Source organism: Pseudonocardia sp. TRM90224 (genome assembly GCF_021245725.1).
Taxonomy (GTDB): Bacteria; Actinomycetota; Actinomycetes; order Mycobacteriales; family Pseudonocardiaceae; genus Pseudonocardia.
In genome coordinates, this window is record NZ_JAJGSX010000024.1 from 1 (window position 1) to 21,054 (window position 21,054).

The window sequence follows — 21,054 nt, forward strand, 5'->3', positions numbered from 1 at the left end:
CTGGACACCGAGCCGGCGGGTCGGGTGTTGACCGCTGACTCGAACGCGACCGCGAAGGTCGACTGTGACAGCCCGACCTGCAAGGGCACCGGCGCCACCGAGACCACCGGTGCTGCGTCCGGTGACATCACCGGTGTGCGGGACTCGAAGGGTTCGGCGAACTGCACCGCCAACGGCGGCGAGTGCAAGGCCACCTCGGGCACGGAGGTCACCGACCGGGCCGCGACCAAGACCTTGAGGACCGACCCCGCCGCGGTGAGCGGCCCGGTCAGTGTCTCGATCGCGACCGCGACGATCACCTGCGAGGCGGGCGCGGCGGAGTGCGGCGGCAGCGGTGCGGCGGCGACGAGCGCCCGGGACACCGCGGTCACGCCTGACGCGCGGGGCACGAGTGCGACGGCGGAGTGCACGGTCAAGGGCGGCGGTTGCACGGGTGAGGCCAGCTCGAAGGCGTCCAGCGCTCCGGACTTCCAGGTGCTCGACCCGGCCACCGGTATGCCGGTGGCGGGTCAGCCGTTGACCGGGCCGTCTTCGACGTCGTCCTCGACCGCCACCATCTCGTGTGAGGCCGGGAACGACTGCTCGGGCTCGGTGAAGACCACCACGACCGCGTTCGAGGGCACGGCGGCGCCGCGGACGTCGGAGGGCACCGCAACCTGCACCGGTGGGGCCGGCGGTTGTGAGCTGGTGTCGAAGTCGAACGCCTCGTCTGGTCCGGGTGCTGCGCTCGCGTTTGCCGGGGAGGACAACAAGATCAACGCGGCCCGGCTGCCGGCCGGTCCGTCGGCGGCGTCGGTGGCCGGCGCGGTCCTGGTGTGTGATGGCGCGAAGCTGTGCGACGGGAAGGTCACCAGTTCGGCCACCGCGACCGACCCGAGCGTGTCGGCGGAGCCGCGGGGTGCGCGCAGCGAGGGAACCTGCACCGGTGTCACTGGCGGTGTGTGTCAGGCGGTGACGAACTCGGGTGCCTCGACCGGGCCGGATGCGAACGTGATTGCTCCGGTGGTGCAGGCGAAGTCGACCGCCAACGCCACCGTCTCGCAGGAGACAACCGGCGAATCGCAGCAGCCGTCGGAGGAGCAGGGCAAGAAGGACGAGCGGCCTGCGACTCCGCCGGCCCCGACGGCGCCGGGTTCGTCGGCGAATGCGGGTGGTCCGACGGTGGCGGGTGCGTCGGCATGGTCGATGGCGAACGCGACAATGGATTGCGCGCAGGGCACCAAGTGCACCGGCACGGCGTCGAGCACGGCGGCGGGCAGCGACGGTCCGATGAACGTGGCGGGTGCGAACGGCGCTCGTGGCCCACCGGAGGGTGGTTCGACCTCTTCCGGTAGCTGCTCGGGTTCGGGTGGTTGCCATGTCCAGACGAACTCCAGCGCGGCGGCCGGGCAGGTTGTGGCCGACATCGTCGCGGAGCGGCAGAACAAGACCGCCGAAGCTTTGGCCGAACAGGCGAAGCAGGCGGAGCAGGACGCGAAGGACGCGGCGAAGGTCGCGGCTCGTGTCGGCGCGACCGAGGACGAGAAGAAGAAGGCTGCTGAGGCGGCCGAAACGGCGAACAACGCGACCGAGACCGCGAAGCAGGCTGCCGAGCTGGCGAAGGAGCCGGTGACCGGCGCCCCGGCCACGATGTCGCAGTCGTCGGTTGCTGCGCAGTGCGTCGCGAAGGGTTGCACCGCGACGGTCACCAGCGACGCGAACACCAGCGGTGTCGGCGACACCGCGACGAGCGTGTCGCACGCCGAGGGCACCTGCACCGGCGCTGGGAGCGGGGCCGGCGGCGGCTGCATGGTCGGCGCCAACGCGTCGGCGACCACCACGACCAACAGCGGCGCAGCCGACCCGAAGAGCGCCGACCCGAACAACCCGGCCATGCTCCCCGGCCGGACCGGCACCACCCAGGCGGGCGCCGAGCTGGACTGCCCGCAGGGCTGCACCGGCCAGGTGAGCACCGAGACGGTCTCCGCGGCCAGCCCGGACGGCGGCGCCGCCGAGCTCGCCCGACTCGCCCGCGACCCCGCGGCCGCCCTGCCTGCCGCGAACCCCGCCGGCACCGACGCGTCGAGCGTGTCGATCGCGCGTGGCTCCACCGGCTGCACCGGGAGCGACCCGTGCAAGGCGCTGGTCAGTGCGTCGGGCTCGATGGCGGTGAGCACCGCTGCGGACGCCATGTCGGGCGCCACCAGCGCCGCCGTCGACGGTGCCTGCACCTCGGGCAAGGACGGGGCGGGCACGTGCTCGGTCACCACGACCAGCGCCACCGCCGCAGGTGACGACCCCGCCGCGGTCATCGAGTCGCTGCGCACGCGCACTGCCCCCGCGGTCGACCAGACCTCACGGGCCGTCGCCGCCGCGGACTGCACGTCGGCCGGCACCTGCAGCTCCACCACCGGCAGCTACGCGCTGGGCCGGGCCGCGCAGGCGATGGCCGGTTGCGACGGCAGCGGCACGTGCACGGTGATCGCACGCAACTCCGCTGTCGCCGAGGGTGCCACGCACCTGGCGAACGCCGACGGCAGCTGCACCGCCGCGGCGCAGGGCCGTTGCGCCACGCGGGCCGTCACCGAGATCAGCGATCAGCACGCGATGGCTGCGGCGGCGTGCCAGGCCACCGAGGGATCAACCTGCCACTACTCCTACCTCGCCCAGAGCACCGACGAGGCGCCGGGCGCGAAGGCGGCATCGAAGGGCTGGGGCGAGGGGACGATCGGCGACGGCCAGGCGCTGACCACCGCGATGGCCGCCGGGGGCCCCGGTTGGGCCCAGGCCGCCGCGGCCTGCAACGGCAGCCCCGGCACGAACTGCGAGCACTCCTACTCCGCCACGGCGTCGGCGTCGATGGGCGGCAAGAGCGGCACCCGCGCGAACGCCAGCGCGAGCGGTTCCGCCAGCGGGGGCATGGGCGGCGGTGCGGTTGCGGTCGCCGCGCAGGCCTACGCGAAGGGCAACAAGGCCAACGCCGCTGCCTCCTGCTCCGGCGCGCCGAACTGCAAGGCCAGCTTCTACGCGCACGCCGAGGCGTCGGATCGGCGGATCACCCCGGCCACCTACTTGGTGGAGAAGAAGCGCTGGGACGCGTTCGGTTGGGGCACCTGCAAGGGGTCGAGCTCGTCCGGTGGTGGCTGCGGCGTTGTCGCCATCGCGGTGGCCGGTCCGGGCGGCTACGGCACCGCGCAGTGCTCGGGCGACTGCGACCAGTTCACGAAGGGCGGCTACAACCGCGCCACGATCATCGGCCCGAAGCTCGCGCCGCCGCCCGGGTACGGCGTCACCAAGGACGGCAAGCTGGTGCGGCTCGCGCTGGACCCGATCAACCAGCGCAACGTCAAGGGCGACTGCAACTTCGTGTTGATCTGCACCGTCTCGGCGAAGGGTGCCGACGGCAAGACCGAGGTCAAGGCCTGCTTCATCTGGTTCTGCAACAAGATGACGGCAACCGGGTCGAGCGGCGAGACGATCACCTACGACCGCGGTGCCGCGAACCAGTTCGACGGCTCGATCCCGACCGAGGTCGGCGGCCCGGCCGCGAACGGGAACTTCCCCAAGGAAGGGGAGAAGGGCCGCGACGCCGCGCAAGGCACCAGAGGCATCTCGGTGGCGCGGGACATCAACGGCCGCGGCCAGATCATGGTGGACGGGACCGGGCAGGCCCACGACGGCTACAACGGCTCGCACGTCTACTACGACAAGCCGTCGCGTCCGGGCCAGCCCTACATCGCCGACCTCGGGGACAAGACCGGCGCGCCGTTCGCCACCTCCTGCATGGACGGGTGCCGCGGCGTCCTGAGCAACGGCGTCAAGACCGACAAGTTCGTGATCGAGACCGTCAACGCGAACGCGGTCCTGGTCGCGCGGGACAACGCGGGCAACCCGGCGCGCATCAACTGGGACAACGCCAAGGGCAAGGTCGAGGGTGCCGAGGGCTGGATCGTCGAGTCGAACGGCGACGGCAAGCCGGTCCTCAAGGGCAAGCAGGGACCGTCGGTCGCGATCGTCTCGCCGAGCGACAAGGACCCCTACGGCAGCTTCAGCGTGTACGGCCAGACCGGCGCCGTCACGCGGGCCGACGGGCTGAAGATGTTCAACACCCCTGGCAAGCAGCGCAACGCGTTCGACCCGCTCGTGAACGCGGTGCCCAGCCTCCAGGGTCGGTTCGACAACGCCGCCGGGCAGGGCGGCTACATCAACTGCGAGGGCATGTGCCAGGTGCAGCGCCCCGGCGACGCCGCGGCGCCGTCGGAGCAATGCGGCAAGTTGTGCGTGATGGACTCGGAGAACCCGAAGAACAACGACTCGAAGTGCCCGGTCTGGTGCCAGCTCTCGGAGGGGTCGCCCGACCCCAACAACCTCAAGGCGCCCAACGGCTGGTTCGGGGCGAAGCTCCTCGAAGGCGGCCCGGGCCTCGTCCAGACCATCACCCCGCAGGGCGACCCGACGGGTTGCGGCGGCAAGGACTGCTGGATCGTCGTCTCCTACCGCGACGCCAAGGGCAACGGCGGCGGCGTCTCCTGCTCGACCGGCAGCACCCAGAACGGTTTCTGCAACGGCAACACGCGCGACGGCGAGTACGTGCAGACCACGCCCATCAAGATCGACGAGAACGGCAAGGAGGTCGACGCCAGCGAGGAAGGCCGGTGGGTCGGCGGGTTCCGGATGCTCTACCACGTCGAGGACCCGAACAACCCGAAGGCCGACAAGCACGCCGGCATCTCCTGCTTCGGCAAGTGCTCGCGTTCGGATTACAACTTCAACCTCTACACAGAGGAGAACTTCAAGGGCAACCTCGAGAACGCCGACCGCTACGACTGGATCGGCGAGGCCGACCCGACGTGGCTGACGGCCGTCGACGCGTACTCGGAGCGCCCGGTCTTCGGCCCGAACAGCTACCTGCGTCCGTCGCTGGACAACAAGCAGGACCGCGACATCGCCACGAGCCTCGGCCTCGACCCGAACATGGTGGGCAAGGGCTTGATGCTGCCGCCGCTGGCACCGGAACAGCTCAAGACGCTGACGTCCGATGAGCGCAAGCAGTACGACACGCAGAACCCCACGAGCTTCGTCGACGTCGGGCTCGCGTCGATCAAGGTGCTGGAGGCGCAGTCCGGCAACCGCCACACCTCCATCCGCGCTCAGGAGCCCGGCGGCGGCGTCGAGGGCGCGATCCAGCTCGGCCGCGACATCGACGCCGCTCTCGCCGGCGGGCTGTCCAAGGCCGAGGAGAAGGCGCTCGGTGATCGGCTCGTGCCGTTCGCGATCAGTGCTGGGAAGTGGGGCGACCAGCGCGGCCTGATCAAGGCGATCCAGGTGATGAACTACAACGCGTACGTCCCCACCCCGTACGAGGCCGAGGTCATGGGTGACCCCGGGCTGAGCCGGGACATCGCGGGCTCGGCCCCCGCGGGCAAGTCGGACCAGGAGCGGGCCCGCAAGCAGATCTCCGACCTCCAGCGCGGCACCGGCGGTGCCGGCATCTCCCTCACCGCGTCACTGCACGTGCAGGGACAGATCCGCCAGGTGCAGTACGACCAGTACCTGAACAACCAGGCGATCGACGCGTTCAACAAGAGCAAGGAGCGCACCCCCGAGGCTGCGGAGGCGCTCAACGGCAAGAAGGAGGAGCTGGAGACCAAGCTGGCCGGCCTGAAGGGCCTGATCCCGGCCGGACCGGTGATCGACAACGAGGCGCTGCGCTCGATCGACATCATGATCGCGGGCAAGTCGAACGACCCCGAGTGGGCCGGCCGGCTCGGAACGGCCGACGGCTCGCTCGACGCGATCAACGCGACGCTCGGCAAGATGATCAATTCCGGCGACCCGAGGCAGAAGAAGTTCGCCGAGGAGAAGGCCGCCGTCCTCGGCGCCTACCTGGGGATGAACTACGACGCGATCGCGAACGACGACGGGCAGCGCGCCGAGGGCGTCGACTACCTCAAGTTCCAGATGCCGTCGAGCGGCCTGCCCGACGTGTACTTCGCGCAGACGGCCGCGATCAACCTCCCGGGGTGGAAGAACCTCTCCGGCCCCGAGGCCGCGCACGTCAAGAACATGGGCGAGTACGAGATGGTCGAGCTCGCCTCGCAGATCTCGGCGGACGAGTTCCTCAACTTCCAGGGCCGGTCGCGGGTGACCGACCTCGGCGATGCGCAGAAGCTGATGGAGCTGGAGTACCTCGACGACGGCAAGACCGACCGCGAAAAGGTCGACGAGGAGATGGGCCGCCTCCGCGACGCGGCCAAGAACGGCGAGCTGCGGGTCATCACCGCACCGGTCAGGGACGAGGACGGCAACGTCGGCCAGACCTCGATCTTCTTCGTCATCGGGAAGGACGGCAAGCCCACGATCGTCAAGGGCGGTTCGTTCGGCTCGTTCCGGGAGTTCCAGGAGGAGAGCGAGTACTTCGACGACGAGGACGTCAAGCTCATCCTGCCCAAGAAGTTCCTCGAGATCGAGCCGCTGCGGAAGGGTGCGGACGGCAAGTACGCGCCGCCGCCGGCGGGGGAGCGTCTCCAGTTCGAAGTGCACAGCTCGCACATCACATCCGACCTCGAGGTCGCGACCGACTGGGCGCTCACCGGCACCATGGTCGTCCTGACGGTGGTGGCGATCGGCGCGTCGGGCGGTCTCGCGAGCCCGGCCGCCGGCGCGATGTGGGCGGTGCGCGGCGGCATGTTCGGCGCGAGGGCCATCCAGATGGCAACCGCGGGTACCACCTTCCTGCGGACCACCACCGCGATCAACTCCGTGATCAGGCTGAACGCGGCCCGCACGATCATGGTGAACACCGGCCGGCTCATGGGCATCGACGCCGCGGGCAACCTGGTCACCCGGTACAACAACCAGCAGAGCATCAACCCGTTCACGAGCGCGGCCGCGCGCAATGAATGGCTCGACGTCGCCACCGTCGGCATCGGCGAGCTCGCCGGCGTCGGCAGGCTCGCACCGCTGGCTCGCAGCGAATCGGTCTACACCAAGACCCAGAACCTCGGGCGCGGCCTCGGGCACACCGCCGAGTTCTTCGACATCGCTTCGTGGGTCAACAGCGGTAGCGATCTCGTGCAGAACCCGTCGTGGTCGGGTCTTGCCGGCTTCGTGCTGGAAGGTGCGCAGCTGAAGGGTGAGCGGATCACCGAGGCCAACATCCACAACGCGCCCTATGGCACCATCCTGAAGCAGGCCTCCCCACCGCAGCGGGGCTGGCTGCCGTCGGTCAAGGGCGGCGACGGCGCATCGATGGACTCGCGCGTCCTCGACTACCTCGACACCGTCAACCTCGGTGCCGACCGGGTGCCGGCCTACGCGGTCGCCAAGCGGCTCGGTGTGAGCCAGGACGACGTGGCCGGGGCCATCGCGGCCAACCCCGGCCGCGGCTACGGCAACCAGCGCGTGACGTCCGATTTCGGGACGAACGTGCCGTTCATCGTCATGCAGAACAAGCCTGCGGCGAAGCCGAGCTCGACCGTCCGCGGCGGTCTCGGCGTCCCGAACGTGGCCCCGACCAACGGCCCGGTCGGTGGCACCCCGGGTGGTGGCAACGTCGGCGGCGGCGCGCCGGGGCAGGGCGCTCCGGGTCAGGGTGTCCCGATCGTGGGTCAGGGCGGCGGGCAGGGTGGTCCGATCGCCACCCAGGGCGGCGCAGTGGCCAACCAGCCGAACAACATCCCGGCGCCCGTTCAGGCCCAGGGCGGCAACGCGCCGACCGCGACCGACCAGCAGGCGCAGGGTGCGCCCCTCGGTGCGGTCCCGGGCAACTCCCCGCCGGTGCAGAACGCGGCAGTTCCGAACGCAGCCGTTCCGAACGCGGTTGTCCCGAACCCGAACGCAGCGGTGCCGAACGCAGCTGTCCCGAACGCGGCGGTGCCGAACGCGGCGGTGCCGAACGCGGCGGTGCCGAACGCAGCGGTGCCCAACGGTGCCGTCCCGAACCCCGCGACCGTCGACCCGGCCACGCCGGCCGGTGCTCCGGTCGTGGACGAGCCGGTTGGGCCGGGCGCCGTCGAGCCGGCGCCCGCCACCCCCGCGACGAACCCCGCATCCGGTGCGCAGGTGGCCGACCCGAACGCCCCGTTGGCGGGGCCGGAGCCGGTCGCCGACCCGGCCGGCGCGCAGCAGAACCCGCTCGCCGCCGGTGGCGCCGACCCCGGTGCCCCGGGCGACGACGGCAACGGCGACTCCGACACCGGTTCGGCCACGGATGCCAGCGCCGGCCCGCAGAACGGCAGCGGTGGCGGCGCGACCCGGCACGGTCAGTCGCCGCTGGCGGCGCTGCTGAGTGGTCTGCTCGGTGGCGGTACTCCGAACGGCGGCGGATTGCTGGGCGCCATCTTCGATGCGCTGAGCAACGCCCCACTCGTCTTGATCTTGCTGGCCGGCGCCGTCGGCGCCCTGATGGTGGTGCAGGCGGTCTACGCGGCGCGGTCGCGCGGCCCACCAGCTTTCGATGAGCGCTGGGCGAACCGCGCTGACGTGAAGCGGCTGCGCAAGCAGGCGCTGGAAAGCCCGAACGGCAACGGTGTGATCGTCGCGACCAACGACGACCAGCTGCAGACGTTCGGCAAGTACCTCTGGACCGACACACCCGACTACCTGGTCGTGGTGCACTCCGACGAGCAGGGCGCCTACGTCCTGGTGGAGGGAGACAAGCTCCGGCTGACCGCCGGGCAGCTCGCGGCTCTGCTGAAGGGGCTGCGGTCGTTCAAGAACTGGCAGAAGAACACGGCGAACGCGAAGGAGGGTGCTCAGCAGCCCCGCGTGGTGGTTGTGGCGTGCGGGCTGGGTGCGTGCAGCTTCGAGATGGAGCAGCTGCAGCAGCAGCTGGATGCGTCGATCGTGGCGCCGAGCACCGGGGCATGGGTGCACGAGCCGGGTTCGACGGGTAGGGCCACGGTGTCGCTCGACGAGGGCGGCGGGTGGCTCGAGAAGAGCGGTGCTGGTCCGGCTGTGCCGGTGCCGGCGCCGAAGGCACTGACCGAGCCGGGCTTCGTACCGGGTTCGCAGGCGTTCATGCCGGAGCGGTTGCTCCCGGCGTTGGCGCCGAGTGGGCCGCCGGTGCGGGCTGGTGACACACCGTCGGAGCGGCTGGCGAAGCTGCGGGCGACGGACCCGAGCGCTCCGGAGTTCTGGGAGCACGCGGGACCGGTGCTCGAAATGATCGTGCGGGCCGGGGGCCCGGCGGACGGCGCACAGGCAGACGCGCTGCGTCGGATCGTTGATGCGTACGTGACGGGTGCGCTGCGAGGCGGCCGAGAAGCTGCTGACAGTCACCTGCCGTGGGTGAGCAACGCGCTCGGGGCACCGTCCTGGCTGGCGGCCTGGTGGGCGAAGGCCTCGCTGCGCACGACGGTCCGGCAGATCTTCGCCCGCAAGAACTGGTTCCCCGGCGCGAGCGCGTTGGGTGTCGTCGGGTTCCTCACCGGGCTGGGCGTCGTCCTGCCCGCCGCGCTCGGTGGCGGCCGGCAGGCCGGTGCGACCACGCTCAACGGTGGCGGCGGCAACGGGAACGGCGGCGGTTCGCTGCTCGGGATGCTCGCCGACGCGTTCGGCAACGCCCCGCCCGGCCTGATCGGACTCGCGGTGGTGATGGCCGGGGTGCTGGCGGTGCACGTCGTGCTGACGGTGCGGGCCCGCGGCCCGCCGGCGTGGCTGGGCGCTCTCCTCGGTCTGGCCGGTGCCGGGTTCCGGTTCCTCGGTCGGGTCGCACGGGCGGTGTTCGCGGTCGCTGCGAAGGCGGTCGTGGCCGCCGTCGTCATCGGTGTGGTGCTGCCGGCGATCATGGGCGCGAACGTCGCCGCTGCCGCCGCGCAGGGCAGCCCGGTCCCGGGTGACCCCGCGTTCTGGCTGCACGTCGTGCAGTTCGTGGCCGAGAACCTGCAGGGGATCCTGCAGGTGGCCGCGATCGTCCTGGTGCCTGCGGTGATCAAGGCGATCCGGGTCGGGCTGACGCGTGGTCCGCGCTGGCTGCAGGCGCTGCTGCGGTTCCCCGGCAAGGTGCTGCGCGGTGCGCTCGAGGTGGTGCGGGCGCTGGCGCTCAAGGTGGAGGGCCGGCTGTACATGCCGATCGTCCCGGCACTGATCGCCGCCGGGCTTGCCTGGCTGCTCGGGCTGGGACCGTCGTGGCTGTCGGTGCTGCTGCCGTTCTTCTTCATGTTCCCGCACGCGAAGCTCAAGCTGGCCGACGGTGCGAAGCGCGGTGTGCTCGGCTTCCTGAAGGCGATCCGCTGGGAGCGGGCCTGGATGCTGGCGTTCGCGCTCCCGCTGTGGAGCGTCTCGCTGTGGTCGTGGCAGGCGCTGCCGTTCCTGGTGTTCGAGCTCGCCGGCGCGGGTGCATTGCTGGCCGGCATCATGTCGACGTCGATGTCGCGCGGCCGGCACGAGGAGTTCGGCAACCGCGAGAAGTGGCTCGGCGTATTCCTCCCCGACGCCCGGCTCATGCTCGTCGCGCGGGTGTTCGGGCTCTACGCCGGCCCGACGGTCTACTGGTTCGCGCCGACACCGCCGGTGCACGGGCCGGTGGCAGGGGTGCCGGAGCCGAAGTTCGTCGGGCTGCGGCTGTGGCAGCGGTTGCGGGCGTGGTTCGCGTCCTACGACAAGGGCCTGTCGACCAAGCGGTTCCGGATCTACTCCTTCTTGTTCCTCACGTTCACCGGTGGGTTCACCGACGCACTGGGCGCCGACCACACGGTCTGGGACGCGCGGGCGCTCCTGCTCGAGCTGACCATCCGGGAGAAGAAGCTCAAGCGGCTCGAGCACGACGTGGTGATCGACCTGTTCACCGGCCCGACGCGGCTGCTCGGCTGGTTGGTCTTCAAGCTGGCCCGCGGTCTTGTGAAGATCGCGCCGGGTCGGTTGGGCAGCTGGCTGGACACGTTGCCCGACCGTTGGGCGAACCGGGCGTTCGTCCATCTGGTGGAGCATGCGCAGCGGATGCTGGTGCTGAACCTGACCGAGCAGTCCTGGCAGCGCAAGCAGCTGGATCGGTCGCGGTCGAAGCGTCGGCAGCAGAAGCTGGCCGAGGCGTTGGCGGAGAACCAGAAGCGGGCTCGGGAGATCGAGCAGGTGCTCGACGGCCTGGCGGCTGACTTCGAGAAGCGGTTGCGGGCTCGCTACGAGGCCCGCCTGCAGCGCATCCAGGTGAAGCAGCAGAAGCTGCAGAAGAAGGCAGCCGCCCGCAACGGGCGGGTGTCGACCTCCCGTCGAGCTGCGCTGGTCGCGGAGGCCGCCCGCTTGCGCGCGATCTTGCGCGGCATCACGGCGCCGACGCCGACGCAGAGCAAGAAGCTGGGGAAGGCGATCGCCCGCAAAGCGGCGAAGCAGAAGCAGCTTCGGGCGGCGCTGGACGAGCTGCGCAAGCAGAAGCCGCGCGGCAAGCAGGAACGGCGGCGGCACAACGAGAAGCGTCGGAAGCTGACGGGAGCGCAGCGGGAGGCGGACAAGCAGGGCGGCGCGCTGTCGCGGATGACCGGGGCGGGCTCGCCCGCGAAGCGGACGTCGAAGCTGGGCAAGTGGCTGCGCCGGATCGCGGTGGTCGTCGCTGTGGTCGCCGCGGTGCTGTTGGTGGTCGCACCGCTGGCCGGCGCGACGACCGGCGCTGCGGCGGGTGCCGGGGCCGGCGGCGTCTGGATGAACCTGGTGACCTTCCTGGCCGCGTACTGGCCGGAGATCGTGCAGCTGGCGGCGGTCGCCGCGACGCCCGCCGTGATCAAGGCCTACCGGGTCGGGCTGGGACGTGGCCCGCCGTGGCTGCAGAAGCTGCTGCGGTTCCCGGCTCGGGTGGCCGGCGGTGTGGTCAACCTGATCCGCTCCGTCCGGCTGCGGGTCGAGGGCCGCGTGTACTCGCCGATCCTCGCGGCGATGTTCGCCTCCGCGGTGCTGAGCCACCTCCCGTTGTGGCTGGCGACGGTTGTGACGCCGGTGTGGTTCCTGTTCCCGCACGTGAAGACCAAGCTGGCCGGCGGTGCGGGGCCCGGCTTGCGCGGCTTCCTGAGGTCGATCCGCTGGGAGCGGGCGTGGATGTTGGCGTTGATGCTGCCCCTGTGGAGCGCGACGTGGTGGTCGTGGCAGGCGCTGCCGTTCCTGGCGTTCGAGATCGCCGGCGGGGGCGCGCTGCTGGCCGGCTTCATGTCGACGTCGATGTCGCGTGGCAGGCACGAGGAGTTCGGCAACCGCGAGAAGTGGCTGGGCACGTTCCTCCCCGACGCGAGGGTGATGCTGACGGCGCGGATCGTCGACTTCTACTTCGGGCCGACGGTGTACTGGTTCGCGCCGACGCCGCCGGTGTACGGGCCGGTGGCGGGCGTGCCGGAGCCGAAGTTCGTCGGGCTGCGGCTGTGGCAGCGGTTGCGGGCGTGGTTCGGCTCCTACGACAAGGCCCTCTCGACCAAGCGGCCCCGGCTCTACTCGTTCCTGTTCTTCACCTTCACCGCCGGCTTCGTCGACGCGCAGGGCGAGCGGCACGTGTTGTGGGACGCCCGCGCGCTGGTCAAGGAGTTCGTGCTCCAGGAGAAGCGGCTCAAGCGGCTCGACCAGGACGTGGTGATCGATGCCTTCACCGGCCCCAGCCGGATCATCGGCTGGCTCGTGTTCAAGCTGGCCCGCGGTCTTGTGAAGATCGCGCCGGGTCGGTTGGGCAGCTGGCTGGACACGTTGCCCGACCGTTGGGCGAACCGGGCGTTCGTCCATCTGGTGGAGCATGCGCAGCGGATGCTGGTGCTGAACCTGACCGAGCAGTCCTGGCAGCGCAAGCAGCTGGATCGGTCGCGGTCGAAGCGTCGGCAGCAGAAGCTGGCCGAGGCGTTGGCGGAGAACCAGAAGCGGGCTCGGGAGATCGAGCAGGTGCTCGACGGCCTGGCGGCTGACTTCGAGAAGCGGTTGCGGGCTCGCTACGAGGCCCGCCTGCAGCGCATCCAGGTGAAGCTGGCCAAGCTGAAGGCGTCGAACCGGAAGTGGCAGGTCGACCGGAGGGCGAAGCTGATCGCGGAGGCCGCCCGGCTGCGCGCCGTGCTGCGCGGGATCACGGCCCCGTCGGCGCCGCAGAGCAGGGTGCTGGCGAAGGCGATCGCCCGCAACGCGGCGAAGCAGCAGCAGCTGCAGGTGTCGCTGGACGAGCTGCGCAAGCAGAAGCCGCGCGGCAAGCAGGAACGGCGGCGGCACAACGAGAAGCGTCGGAAGCTGACGGGAGCGCAGCGGGAGGCGGACAAGCAGGGCGGCGCGCTGTCGCGGATGACCGGGGCGGGCTCGCCCGTCTCGGCTCGCAAGCTGGGCAAGTGGCTGCGCCGGATCGCGGTGGTCGTCGGGTTGATCGCCGCGGTGATCCTGGTGCTCGCGCTCCCGGCCGGCGCGACCGTCGTCGCTGGTGGCGGCACGGCGGCGGCCGCGTGGTCCGGTGCGAGCGCGCTCGCCGGCCCCGCGCTGCTGAAGGCGCTCGCGGTTGTCATGGCTGTCGGCGTCACCGTCTCGATGATCTACCTGGCCGGGGCGCGGGCGCCGCCGCCGTCGTCCGTGAACGGTGTCGGTGGGCCGAGCCGCCGGGAGGGTGGTGACCTCGCGCCGCGGAAGGGCAAGCGGCTCGCGAAGTGGCTGAGCAAGCTGTACCGGGCGGGGCGGACGGTTGTCGTGCCCATCGCGGTGCGCGACGAGATCGGCACCGTGATCGGCACGATGCTGCTCTACCCGGTGCGCGGGCTGCAGGCCTGGGTGCGCAAGAAGCTCGGCATCGACGACCTCGTCGCGTTCGCGTGGGTCGGCAACGGCGAGCGGCTCGTTGCGGTCGACAGCGGGCTGCTCGCGCGGATCGTGCGCATCGTCGAGGTGATCGCCGCTGCGCGCGAGCAGAACTTCCACGCGCTCGCCGATCGGCTCCAGCGCATGCTGGACGGCTGGCTCGCCGATCTGCACCGGCACGAGAACGTCCACTTCGAGCACCCGGACGCCGCGCACGACGAGCACGTCTTCGACGGGCACCGCGACGTCCGGCACGAGCTGCTGGACCAGGCGGCGGCCTTCGCCGAGTACGTGGAGCGGCGGATCGCGGTCCGGGCCGCGTCGAAGCTGTGGAACACGAGGCGGACCGGTGCCGCGAACGACCTGCTCCGCGACCTGGCCGCGATCCACGACGAGCTCGCGAAGACCACGACCAACAAGGGCAAGCGGATGCGGCTCTTCTCCGCCGCCGCCAAGAAGATCGACGAGCTCGACCGGATGCTGGGCCGGGCGGCCACGTCCGGGGCGCCCGCGCCGCGGGTCCGCGGCCGCGCGGCGCAGCGTCGCGCCGCCGTGCAGGCGGCGCTCGATGGTTGGGCGCGGCTCACGGATCCCCGGCTGGGCGACGGGGACGCCGCGAGGTGGGACGTCTGGCGGATCCTCGGTGCGCTGTGGTCGGGCAACGGGCTGTCGCAGACCCACCTGGCCGGGGTGACGGTCGACGAGCTGGTCGACCTGATCACGAACGTCCCTGCGGACGCCCCCGCGTGGGTGCAGGCGCTGGCCGCCCAGCTGGCCGCACGGGGCATCGGCGCGTCCCAGATCGCTGCGTGGCTGGACGAGCTGACCGACCAGCAGCTGCTGGCCAAGCAGTCCGACGGCCAGGGCGTCGACCGGTTCCGGCCGGGCGGCGAGCTGGGCCGGTTGCTGGCCAGGGCCCCGCCCGCGGTCGTGGCGGCGTTCTGGCGCAACCCGTTCGGTGTCGCCGGCCTGGCCGGCATCGGCAGCCTCCCGGTCGCCGACCAGGCGGCGGCGCTGCGCGGCTGGCTGCGCGGGGTCGTGCTGGCCTGGGGCGCCGTCGAGCACCCGCTCTGGTCGATCGTCCCGCTGCGCTTGCGCGGGGTGGCCGGATGGCGGCTGGCCAAGCAGGTGCGGTGGTCGGTCAAGGCGTCCAGGGTGGCGCTGATCGCCGTGGTCAACGCGGCAGAGGCGCTGGCCCGCGGGATCGCCGCGGGAGTGACCGGTGCCGAGCTGGCTGCGCTGGTCGACGCCCGTGACGGGGCGAACCGCGAGCTGGCGAGGATCGTCGGCGAGGCCAGGGCGAAGGCCGCCGCTGCCGGGTTCGGTGCGCGCCGGGTGCGCAACGTGGGGCGCCAGCCGAGGCTGCTCGCCGACTACGAGCGGCGGCTGTACTTCCCCATCATCCAGACGGTCGTCCTGCTGGTGATCGGCATCCTCACCAGCCCCGCCATCGCAGCAGCGGTGTCGGTGTTCATGTTCATCTTCCCGCACTGGAAGCCGGCCCGGTTCGGCAGCGTGCCGCTGAAGGCCAAGCCGCGCTGGTGGCAGCTCCGCAAGCGCGCGGCCGGCGCCGGCAAGGCCGTGAAGGGTTCCCGGTACGAGCGGGGCGGCGCGCTCGCGTGGTCGACGGCGCTCTGGTCGATCGGGGTGGTCGTGCCGCTGGACGGGCTCGTGGCGCTGCTCTCGGCCCACCCGGCCACGGAGTGGCTCGCGTTCGCGCTCAGCGTGGTGGCGCTGAAGTTCGCGACGTCGGGTGACCTGCTGATCGGGCGGGTCCCCGACCCGGTGCTGGAGGGCCTCGCCCTCCCGGCATCGGAGCGGAACTGGTGGGCCGGCGCGCTGCCGGTCTACCGGGCGGGCGGCTCCTTGATCATCTTCGGGTTCGTCGAGATCGCGTTCTTCGCGCAGAAGTTCAAGCTGCTCGCCACCGCGTTCGCACCCGTCCCCGGTGTACAGCCGCCGGCGATGAAGGGGACGCCGCTGCTGTGGCGTCTCGTCAGCAGGGTTCTCTCCTACAACAGGGGGCTGTTCTCGAAGTCCGCCGCGCACTACACGTTCTGGCAGCTCGGGGTCGGGATCGGCATCGTCGGCGGCTTCAAGGTGGAGCCGCGGCGGTCGATGCGGAAGCTGATCCTGCGCACCCGAGCCAAGCAGCGCAAGACGGTGGATCTGATGCAGGGGCCGGGTCGGCTCACCGGGAAGATCGTGTTCGCCGTGCTGCGCGGGATCGGAAGATTGCTGCCGGCGAAGGTCCGCGGCTTCTTCATCGCGGTTGCGGCATGGCGGGCGCGGCTGGCCGATGCCGGGGACGCCCGCCAGGCGAAGCTGATGGTGGCCTGGATCGAGCGTGTGCGGTCCCGCCAGCAGAAGCGCCTGGACGCGATCGCGAAGAAGCTGGCGGCGGCGCCGTCACCCTGGCGGAAGAAGAGGCTGGAGCGCGCCCACGCCAAGATCGAGAAGGCGCGCGCCGACAACGCCGACCGGGTGGCCGAAATCCAGGCGCTCCGGTTCGACCGGCACCGGACCGCCCGAGCGCAACGGATGATGACCCGCACCAACGCGCTGGTCGCGAAGCTGGAGCGGAAGCTCGCCGCGGTCGAGTCGAAGCGGACGTTCGCCCGGTCGGCACGCCGGGCCGACCGGCTGCGCCGCGCGCACAGCGAAGTGCAGGACGCGCTCGCGGCCGCTCGGGCCGAGGTCGCGGCGATCGAGAAGATGATCGCCGACATCAAGGCCGCGCCCGCCGGGATGCCGGGATCGTGGCTGTTCGAGTGGATCAGCAAGCTGAAGGGCCGCGGCAAGGGCGGCAAGGGTGGCAGCGGCGGTGCCGGGCCGACCGTCACGACGGTGATCGTGATCGCGCTGAGCGTCGCGATCGCGATCGCCGCGGCCGCGCCGAACGGATCGTCGATGTCGGCGATCGTGGCGTTCGGGCTGCTCAACGGCACGGTTCGGACGTCCGCGCAGCCCCGGGCGCCATCGAAGCTGCGCGAGATCCTGCAGGGCCGGGCGCTGCTGCGCCTGGGTGTCGTCACCGCGGTGGTCGTCGCCGTCCTGGTCGGGCTCGCCCCGCTCGCCGTCGCCGCAACGACGGTCACCGCGGCGGCGAGCTCGGGAGGCGCGCTGGCGCTGAACGTCGCAGCGATCCTGCATGTGGCGGCGATCGCCGCGACCCCGTTGCTGGTGCGGCTCGGGCTGTGGCTCGGCCGAGTGGTGCGCAGGGCCCTCGCTGGTGCGGGTTCGGTGCGCGGCCCGACGGGTGCGGTTGCGGTGTCCGAGGCGCTGGTGAACGAGGCGCTCGGGCTGCCGGAGTCGTCACGGTCGCTGCTGACGTTCGCCGCGCTCGCCGCCGGGGTGATCGGCATCGTCGGGGCGTTGACGAACGTGATCCCGCGGCTGATGAAGCTGCGCTGGGCCGCGGTGATCCTCGCGGTGGCGATCGCGGTGCCGTTCCTGGCCAACGCGCTGCCGTTCTTCGCGCCCGTCAGCGTGTTCTGGACGCTGTTCCTGAGCCGGGTGGCGATCCAGATGATCTCCAGCATCCAGGACGGGGTCGCGCGCGGGGCGCTGCCGGAGGATCTGGACGACAAGGCCAGGAAGCGCATCGGCGCGATCTTCGTCGCCGGTCGGGTGACCGCGATCGGGGTCGGGTCGCTCGCGGCCAGCCTCGCACTGGGGATCGCCGAGGGCATGGGCCTGCCCGGTGTCGTCGGGGTGAACGTCATCGCGGGAGTCGCGGTTATCGCCGAGATCGCCCTCGCGGTCGTCGTGGTGAGGGGACGCACCGGCGGCGGCCGGCTGCGCGGTGTCGTGAAGTGGCTGGGGAAGCGGTGGGTGCTGCGTGCCTTGGTCGTGACGGCGGTGGTCGTCGGGATCATGCTCGCCAAGCCGCTGGTCGCGGTCGCGGCGGTGCAGGCCGCCGGCCAGGCGTCCGCCCTCGACCTGGCCGGGATCGGGTACGTGGCAGCGATCGCCGCGACCCCGCTGCTGATGCGGCTCGGACAGCGGTTGGGGCATCGGCTCGGACAGTGGCTGGGCCCGCGGGTACGTGGTGCGCTCGCCGGCGCTGGTTCGGTGCGCAGCCCGACGGCGATGGTGCGTTCGCCGGTCGGACGCTTCGCGGGCCTGCTGTCGCCGTCGCTCCTGCCGTTCGAAGGGTTCCTGCCGCGCCGGGTCGGCGCAGGTGCGGTGCCTGCCGGGAGTCGGTGGGCGTGGGTGGCGGTCGGGGTGGCCGGTGCGGTGTTCGTGGTCGGCCTGCCGGTCGTGCTGGTGGTCGTGCTGCCGGCCGCGCTCGCGGTGGTGAGCAACGCGGCGTTCGGGCTGCGGGGTGGGCTGAACCTGCTGCCCGTCCGGTCGGGGCCGACGGGCGCGCTGCTGGCGATGCCCTTGATCGGCACGTTCGTGGTGAACCTGCTGGTGCTGGTGCCGGCCTCGATCGTCGGGACCTGGTTGGACATCACGATCTCGGCGGCGTACTCGGCGACCGTCGCGGCCTTCGGGATGTCGGCCGTGAACCGCGCGTACGACCTCGTGCGTGGTGGACGGGGTTCGGTGCACCCGTTGATCAGCGGTCTGGTGACGTGGGTGGCGTTCCCGGGCATCTCGAACCTGGGGAACGTGCTGCTGGCCTACAAGCTGGGCTGGGTGGCGTTCGACCCGGTGATGCTGGCCGTGACGGTGGTGCTGACGGTGACGTTCGCGAACGCGAGCATCGTGGGCATCGTCGCGGCGGTGCGCAAGGGCCGGTTGAGCGATTCGTACCTCGCCGTGATGGGCGCGGCCGGGAACGTCAGCTTGCTGTACTGGGGGCTGCTCGCGGTCTGGCCGCGGCACTGGGTGGAGCTGACGGTCGCCGGTGTCGTCTCGGCGGGCGCGTTGGGGGTGGCGAAGCTCGTCGCCTGGCGGGCCCGCTTGACCCACGGGCCGCCGGCCAGGGCGCTGATCAACGTCGTGGTGCGCGGGCTGGTCGCCGGCTGGCTCGGTGTCGGTCTGGTCGTCGGGTCGGACCTGGGCCGGGCGACCACCATCGCCGCGATCTCCGGATACGTCACGGTCGTGGCGCTGTGGGTGCTGCACCGGCTGATGGCGCCGCGCCCCGTCCGCGCTCCGGTGGACGGGAGGTGGCGCCCGGCGCTGAGGGTGCTCGTCGTGCTGGTGGCGACCGCGCTGATGATGGTCGGCACCGCCCGCCCCGCTTGGGCCTGGACGCCCGGCGAGTGGTTGATGGCGCACCCGGGCGCGTTGTGGGCGCTCGTCGCCGCGACGCCGGTGGCGCTCAGCGTGATGCTGCTCTTGACGGTCCGCGCCATCGATCGTCTGGGCTGGACGCGCGGGAACGCTCCGCCACCCGGACCGGACGCTGCCGCGGCACTGGCGGCCGTCGATGCGGCGGCCGCGGCGCTCGCGGTGACGGATCTCGAACCGGTCGCGCGGATCCGGCTGGTCTCCCGGCTGCGTGAGCACCTGCGCATCCGCGTCGACGACGCCGGGGCGGCCGAGCTGCGCTCCCATGACGGCGGACTGGAGCTGGCGCTTCCCCAGCCGGAGTTCGAGCTCCGGGTCACGGCGCTGCGTGTGGTCGAACTGGTGCACGGTGCGCGGCTCGGCGAGCGGCGCCGTGCCGAGATCGCGACGTGGGTGTTGACGCTCACCGCGATCGTGAACCACCTGGCGACGGCGCACTCGTCCGAGGTTGCCGCGGCGGTCGCCCGGCAGACGTACGGCGGGTTGATCACTGCGTTGCCGGCCGCGGCCCGCGCACCCGTGCTGGCGATGCTGGGCTCGCCCGCCGCCGGGCTCGAACCCGGTTCCGCGGCGGACCCTGCGCCGGCGCCGCGGCGTCCGTCGTGGCTCGCCGCTGTCGTGCGGGCCGTCGCCGGGCTGGTAGCGGGCGTCGCCGGGTTCTGGCTCGCGGTCGCGGGCGTCGGGCCGGTGGTGGTCGTCGTGGGCGCGGCCATCGGCGGGCTGGTGTGGCTGGTCGCCGGCGACACCCCGGCGTGGCTGCGGGCCCGTGTCGACCAGGCGCTCGTGCCGCTGGCGCGCCGCAGCTCGATCGTGCGGTGGGCGGGCTCGCCGTCGAATCGACCGGTGCTGCGGCTCGTGATCGCGGTTGCGTTCGGGCTGGCCGGTGGTGCGGTCGTGCACACGCAGCTGCACCTCGGTCTGGTGACGGCCGCGGTGGCCGTTCCGCCCGGTGGCTTGCGGGCCTGGTCGGCCGACGCTCCGCGGGCACCTGGCCGGCTCGCACGCGCGGTGGGCAGGGGCGTCGCCGTCGTGGGGATCGTGTTGGGCATCCTCATCGCCGGCGCGGGCATCGCGCACGCCGACGCCGGTGGCGCTGCGGCGACCGGGGAGTCCGCACTCCTGTGGCTCTCGGGTGGCGCGGCGGCGCTGGCGTCGGCCTTGCTGTCGGACCTGCTCGCGCTGCGGTCGGGAACGCGGACGGCGATCCTGCGACGCATCGGGGCGGCGCTGCTCGGTGGCGCGGCGGCGGCCGCGCTCGCGGTCTCGCTGGGCGGTTCGGCCGTGCCGGTCGCGGTTGGCGCGGTGGCGGTCGCGGCCGGGCTCGTCGCCGTGCGGATGGTGCTGCGGCCGCTGGGCGGGGCCACCGCGCGGGAGCGTGCGCTGCGCGAGATGCGGGTGCGGCTGGTGCTCATGCGCGGGCGGTACTGGCGGGTCAGCGCGCACTACCGGGTGCGGATCCGCCCGACGGTGGCGCAGCTGGAACATCTGAGGTGGTACGTCACGTCCGGGTACACGGCGCTCAACGGCTGGCTGCGTGGCCTCGACCCGTTCGGCGGGGCGCACATCGAGAGGATGCAAGCGGAGCTGGAGGCGCTGTTCGCGCGGTACGCGCTGCCGGTGTCGCTGCGCGTGGAACGGATGGTCAACGACCGTGCCGTGCCACGCACCTACCTGCCCGGCGACGTGTACGTCGACCCCGCTGTGCTGTCGACGTCGGCCGTCAAGGCGCCCGTCAACAAGACCACCAGCCTGACCGTGCTGGTGCCGGCGGGAATGCCCGTGATCCGGCCGCTGCGGGTCGGCGCGCCGCGGCGGGAGCGGGAGGTGCTGTTGCCTCCGGGGACCCGGCTGATGGTGCTGGAGGACCGGCCGTGGACGGACCGGACGCGGTCGAAGGTGCGCCGCCGCATCTCCATGGTCGCCGTGCCGCCTGCGCTGCCGGGCCGTCCCGAGGATCCGTGGCTGCTGACACCCGAGGCGGTAGCCGTGCTGGCCCGGCACGGGGTCGCCGCCTGGCGGGCGCTGGAGCGGCCGTGAGCGCCGGTGATCGCGTGCGCGCAGCGTCACGAGAATCACCCAGATCTATCAGTAAGG

At 71.9% G+C, this 21,054-nt stretch carries 4 protein-coding genes; 1 reads left to right on the forward strand and 3 read right to left on the reverse strand.

Going from position 1 to position 21,054, the window contains the following annotated elements:
- The 3 genes from LL648_RS27880 to LL648_RS27890 all read right to left on the reverse strand — a co-directional run.
- The coding region (locus tag LL648_RS27880) for a hypothetical protein (protein WP_232665718.1) at window positions 1-491 on the reverse strand (491 nt) is incomplete at its 3' end.
- Between the two features lie 18 nt (window positions 492-509).
- Window positions 510-932 carry a hypothetical protein gene (locus tag LL648_RS27885; protein ID WP_232665719.1) on the reverse strand — a complete coding sequence of 141 codons (423 nt, stop codon included), beginning with the start codon at window positions 930-932 and terminating at the stop codon, window positions 510-512.
- A gap of 12 nt (window positions 933-944) precedes the next feature.
- Complete coding sequence (locus LL648_RS27890) at window positions 945-1,406, reverse strand: hypothetical protein (protein WP_232665720.1); 462 nt, start codon at window positions 1,404-1,406, stop codon at window positions 945-947.
- Between LL648_RS27890 and LL648_RS27895 the strand changes: the two genes are divergently transcribed.
- Window positions 1,396-20,997 carry a hypothetical protein gene (locus LL648_RS27895; protein WP_232665721.1) on the forward strand — a complete coding sequence of 6,534 codons (19,602 nt, stop codon included), beginning with the start codon at window positions 1,396-1,398 and terminating at the stop codon, window positions 20,995-20,997. The two genes, LL648_RS27890 and LL648_RS27895, sit on opposite strands and share 11 nt — an antisense overlap.
- Window positions 20,998-21,054: the final 57 nt, after the last annotated feature.

Excerpts from the sequence above, each read along its gene's own strand:
- LL648_RS27890 (WP_232665720.1), bottom strand. The coding sequence starts at position 1,406 with ATGTCGGCCACAACCTGCCCGGCCGCCGCGCTGGAGTTCGTCTGGACA.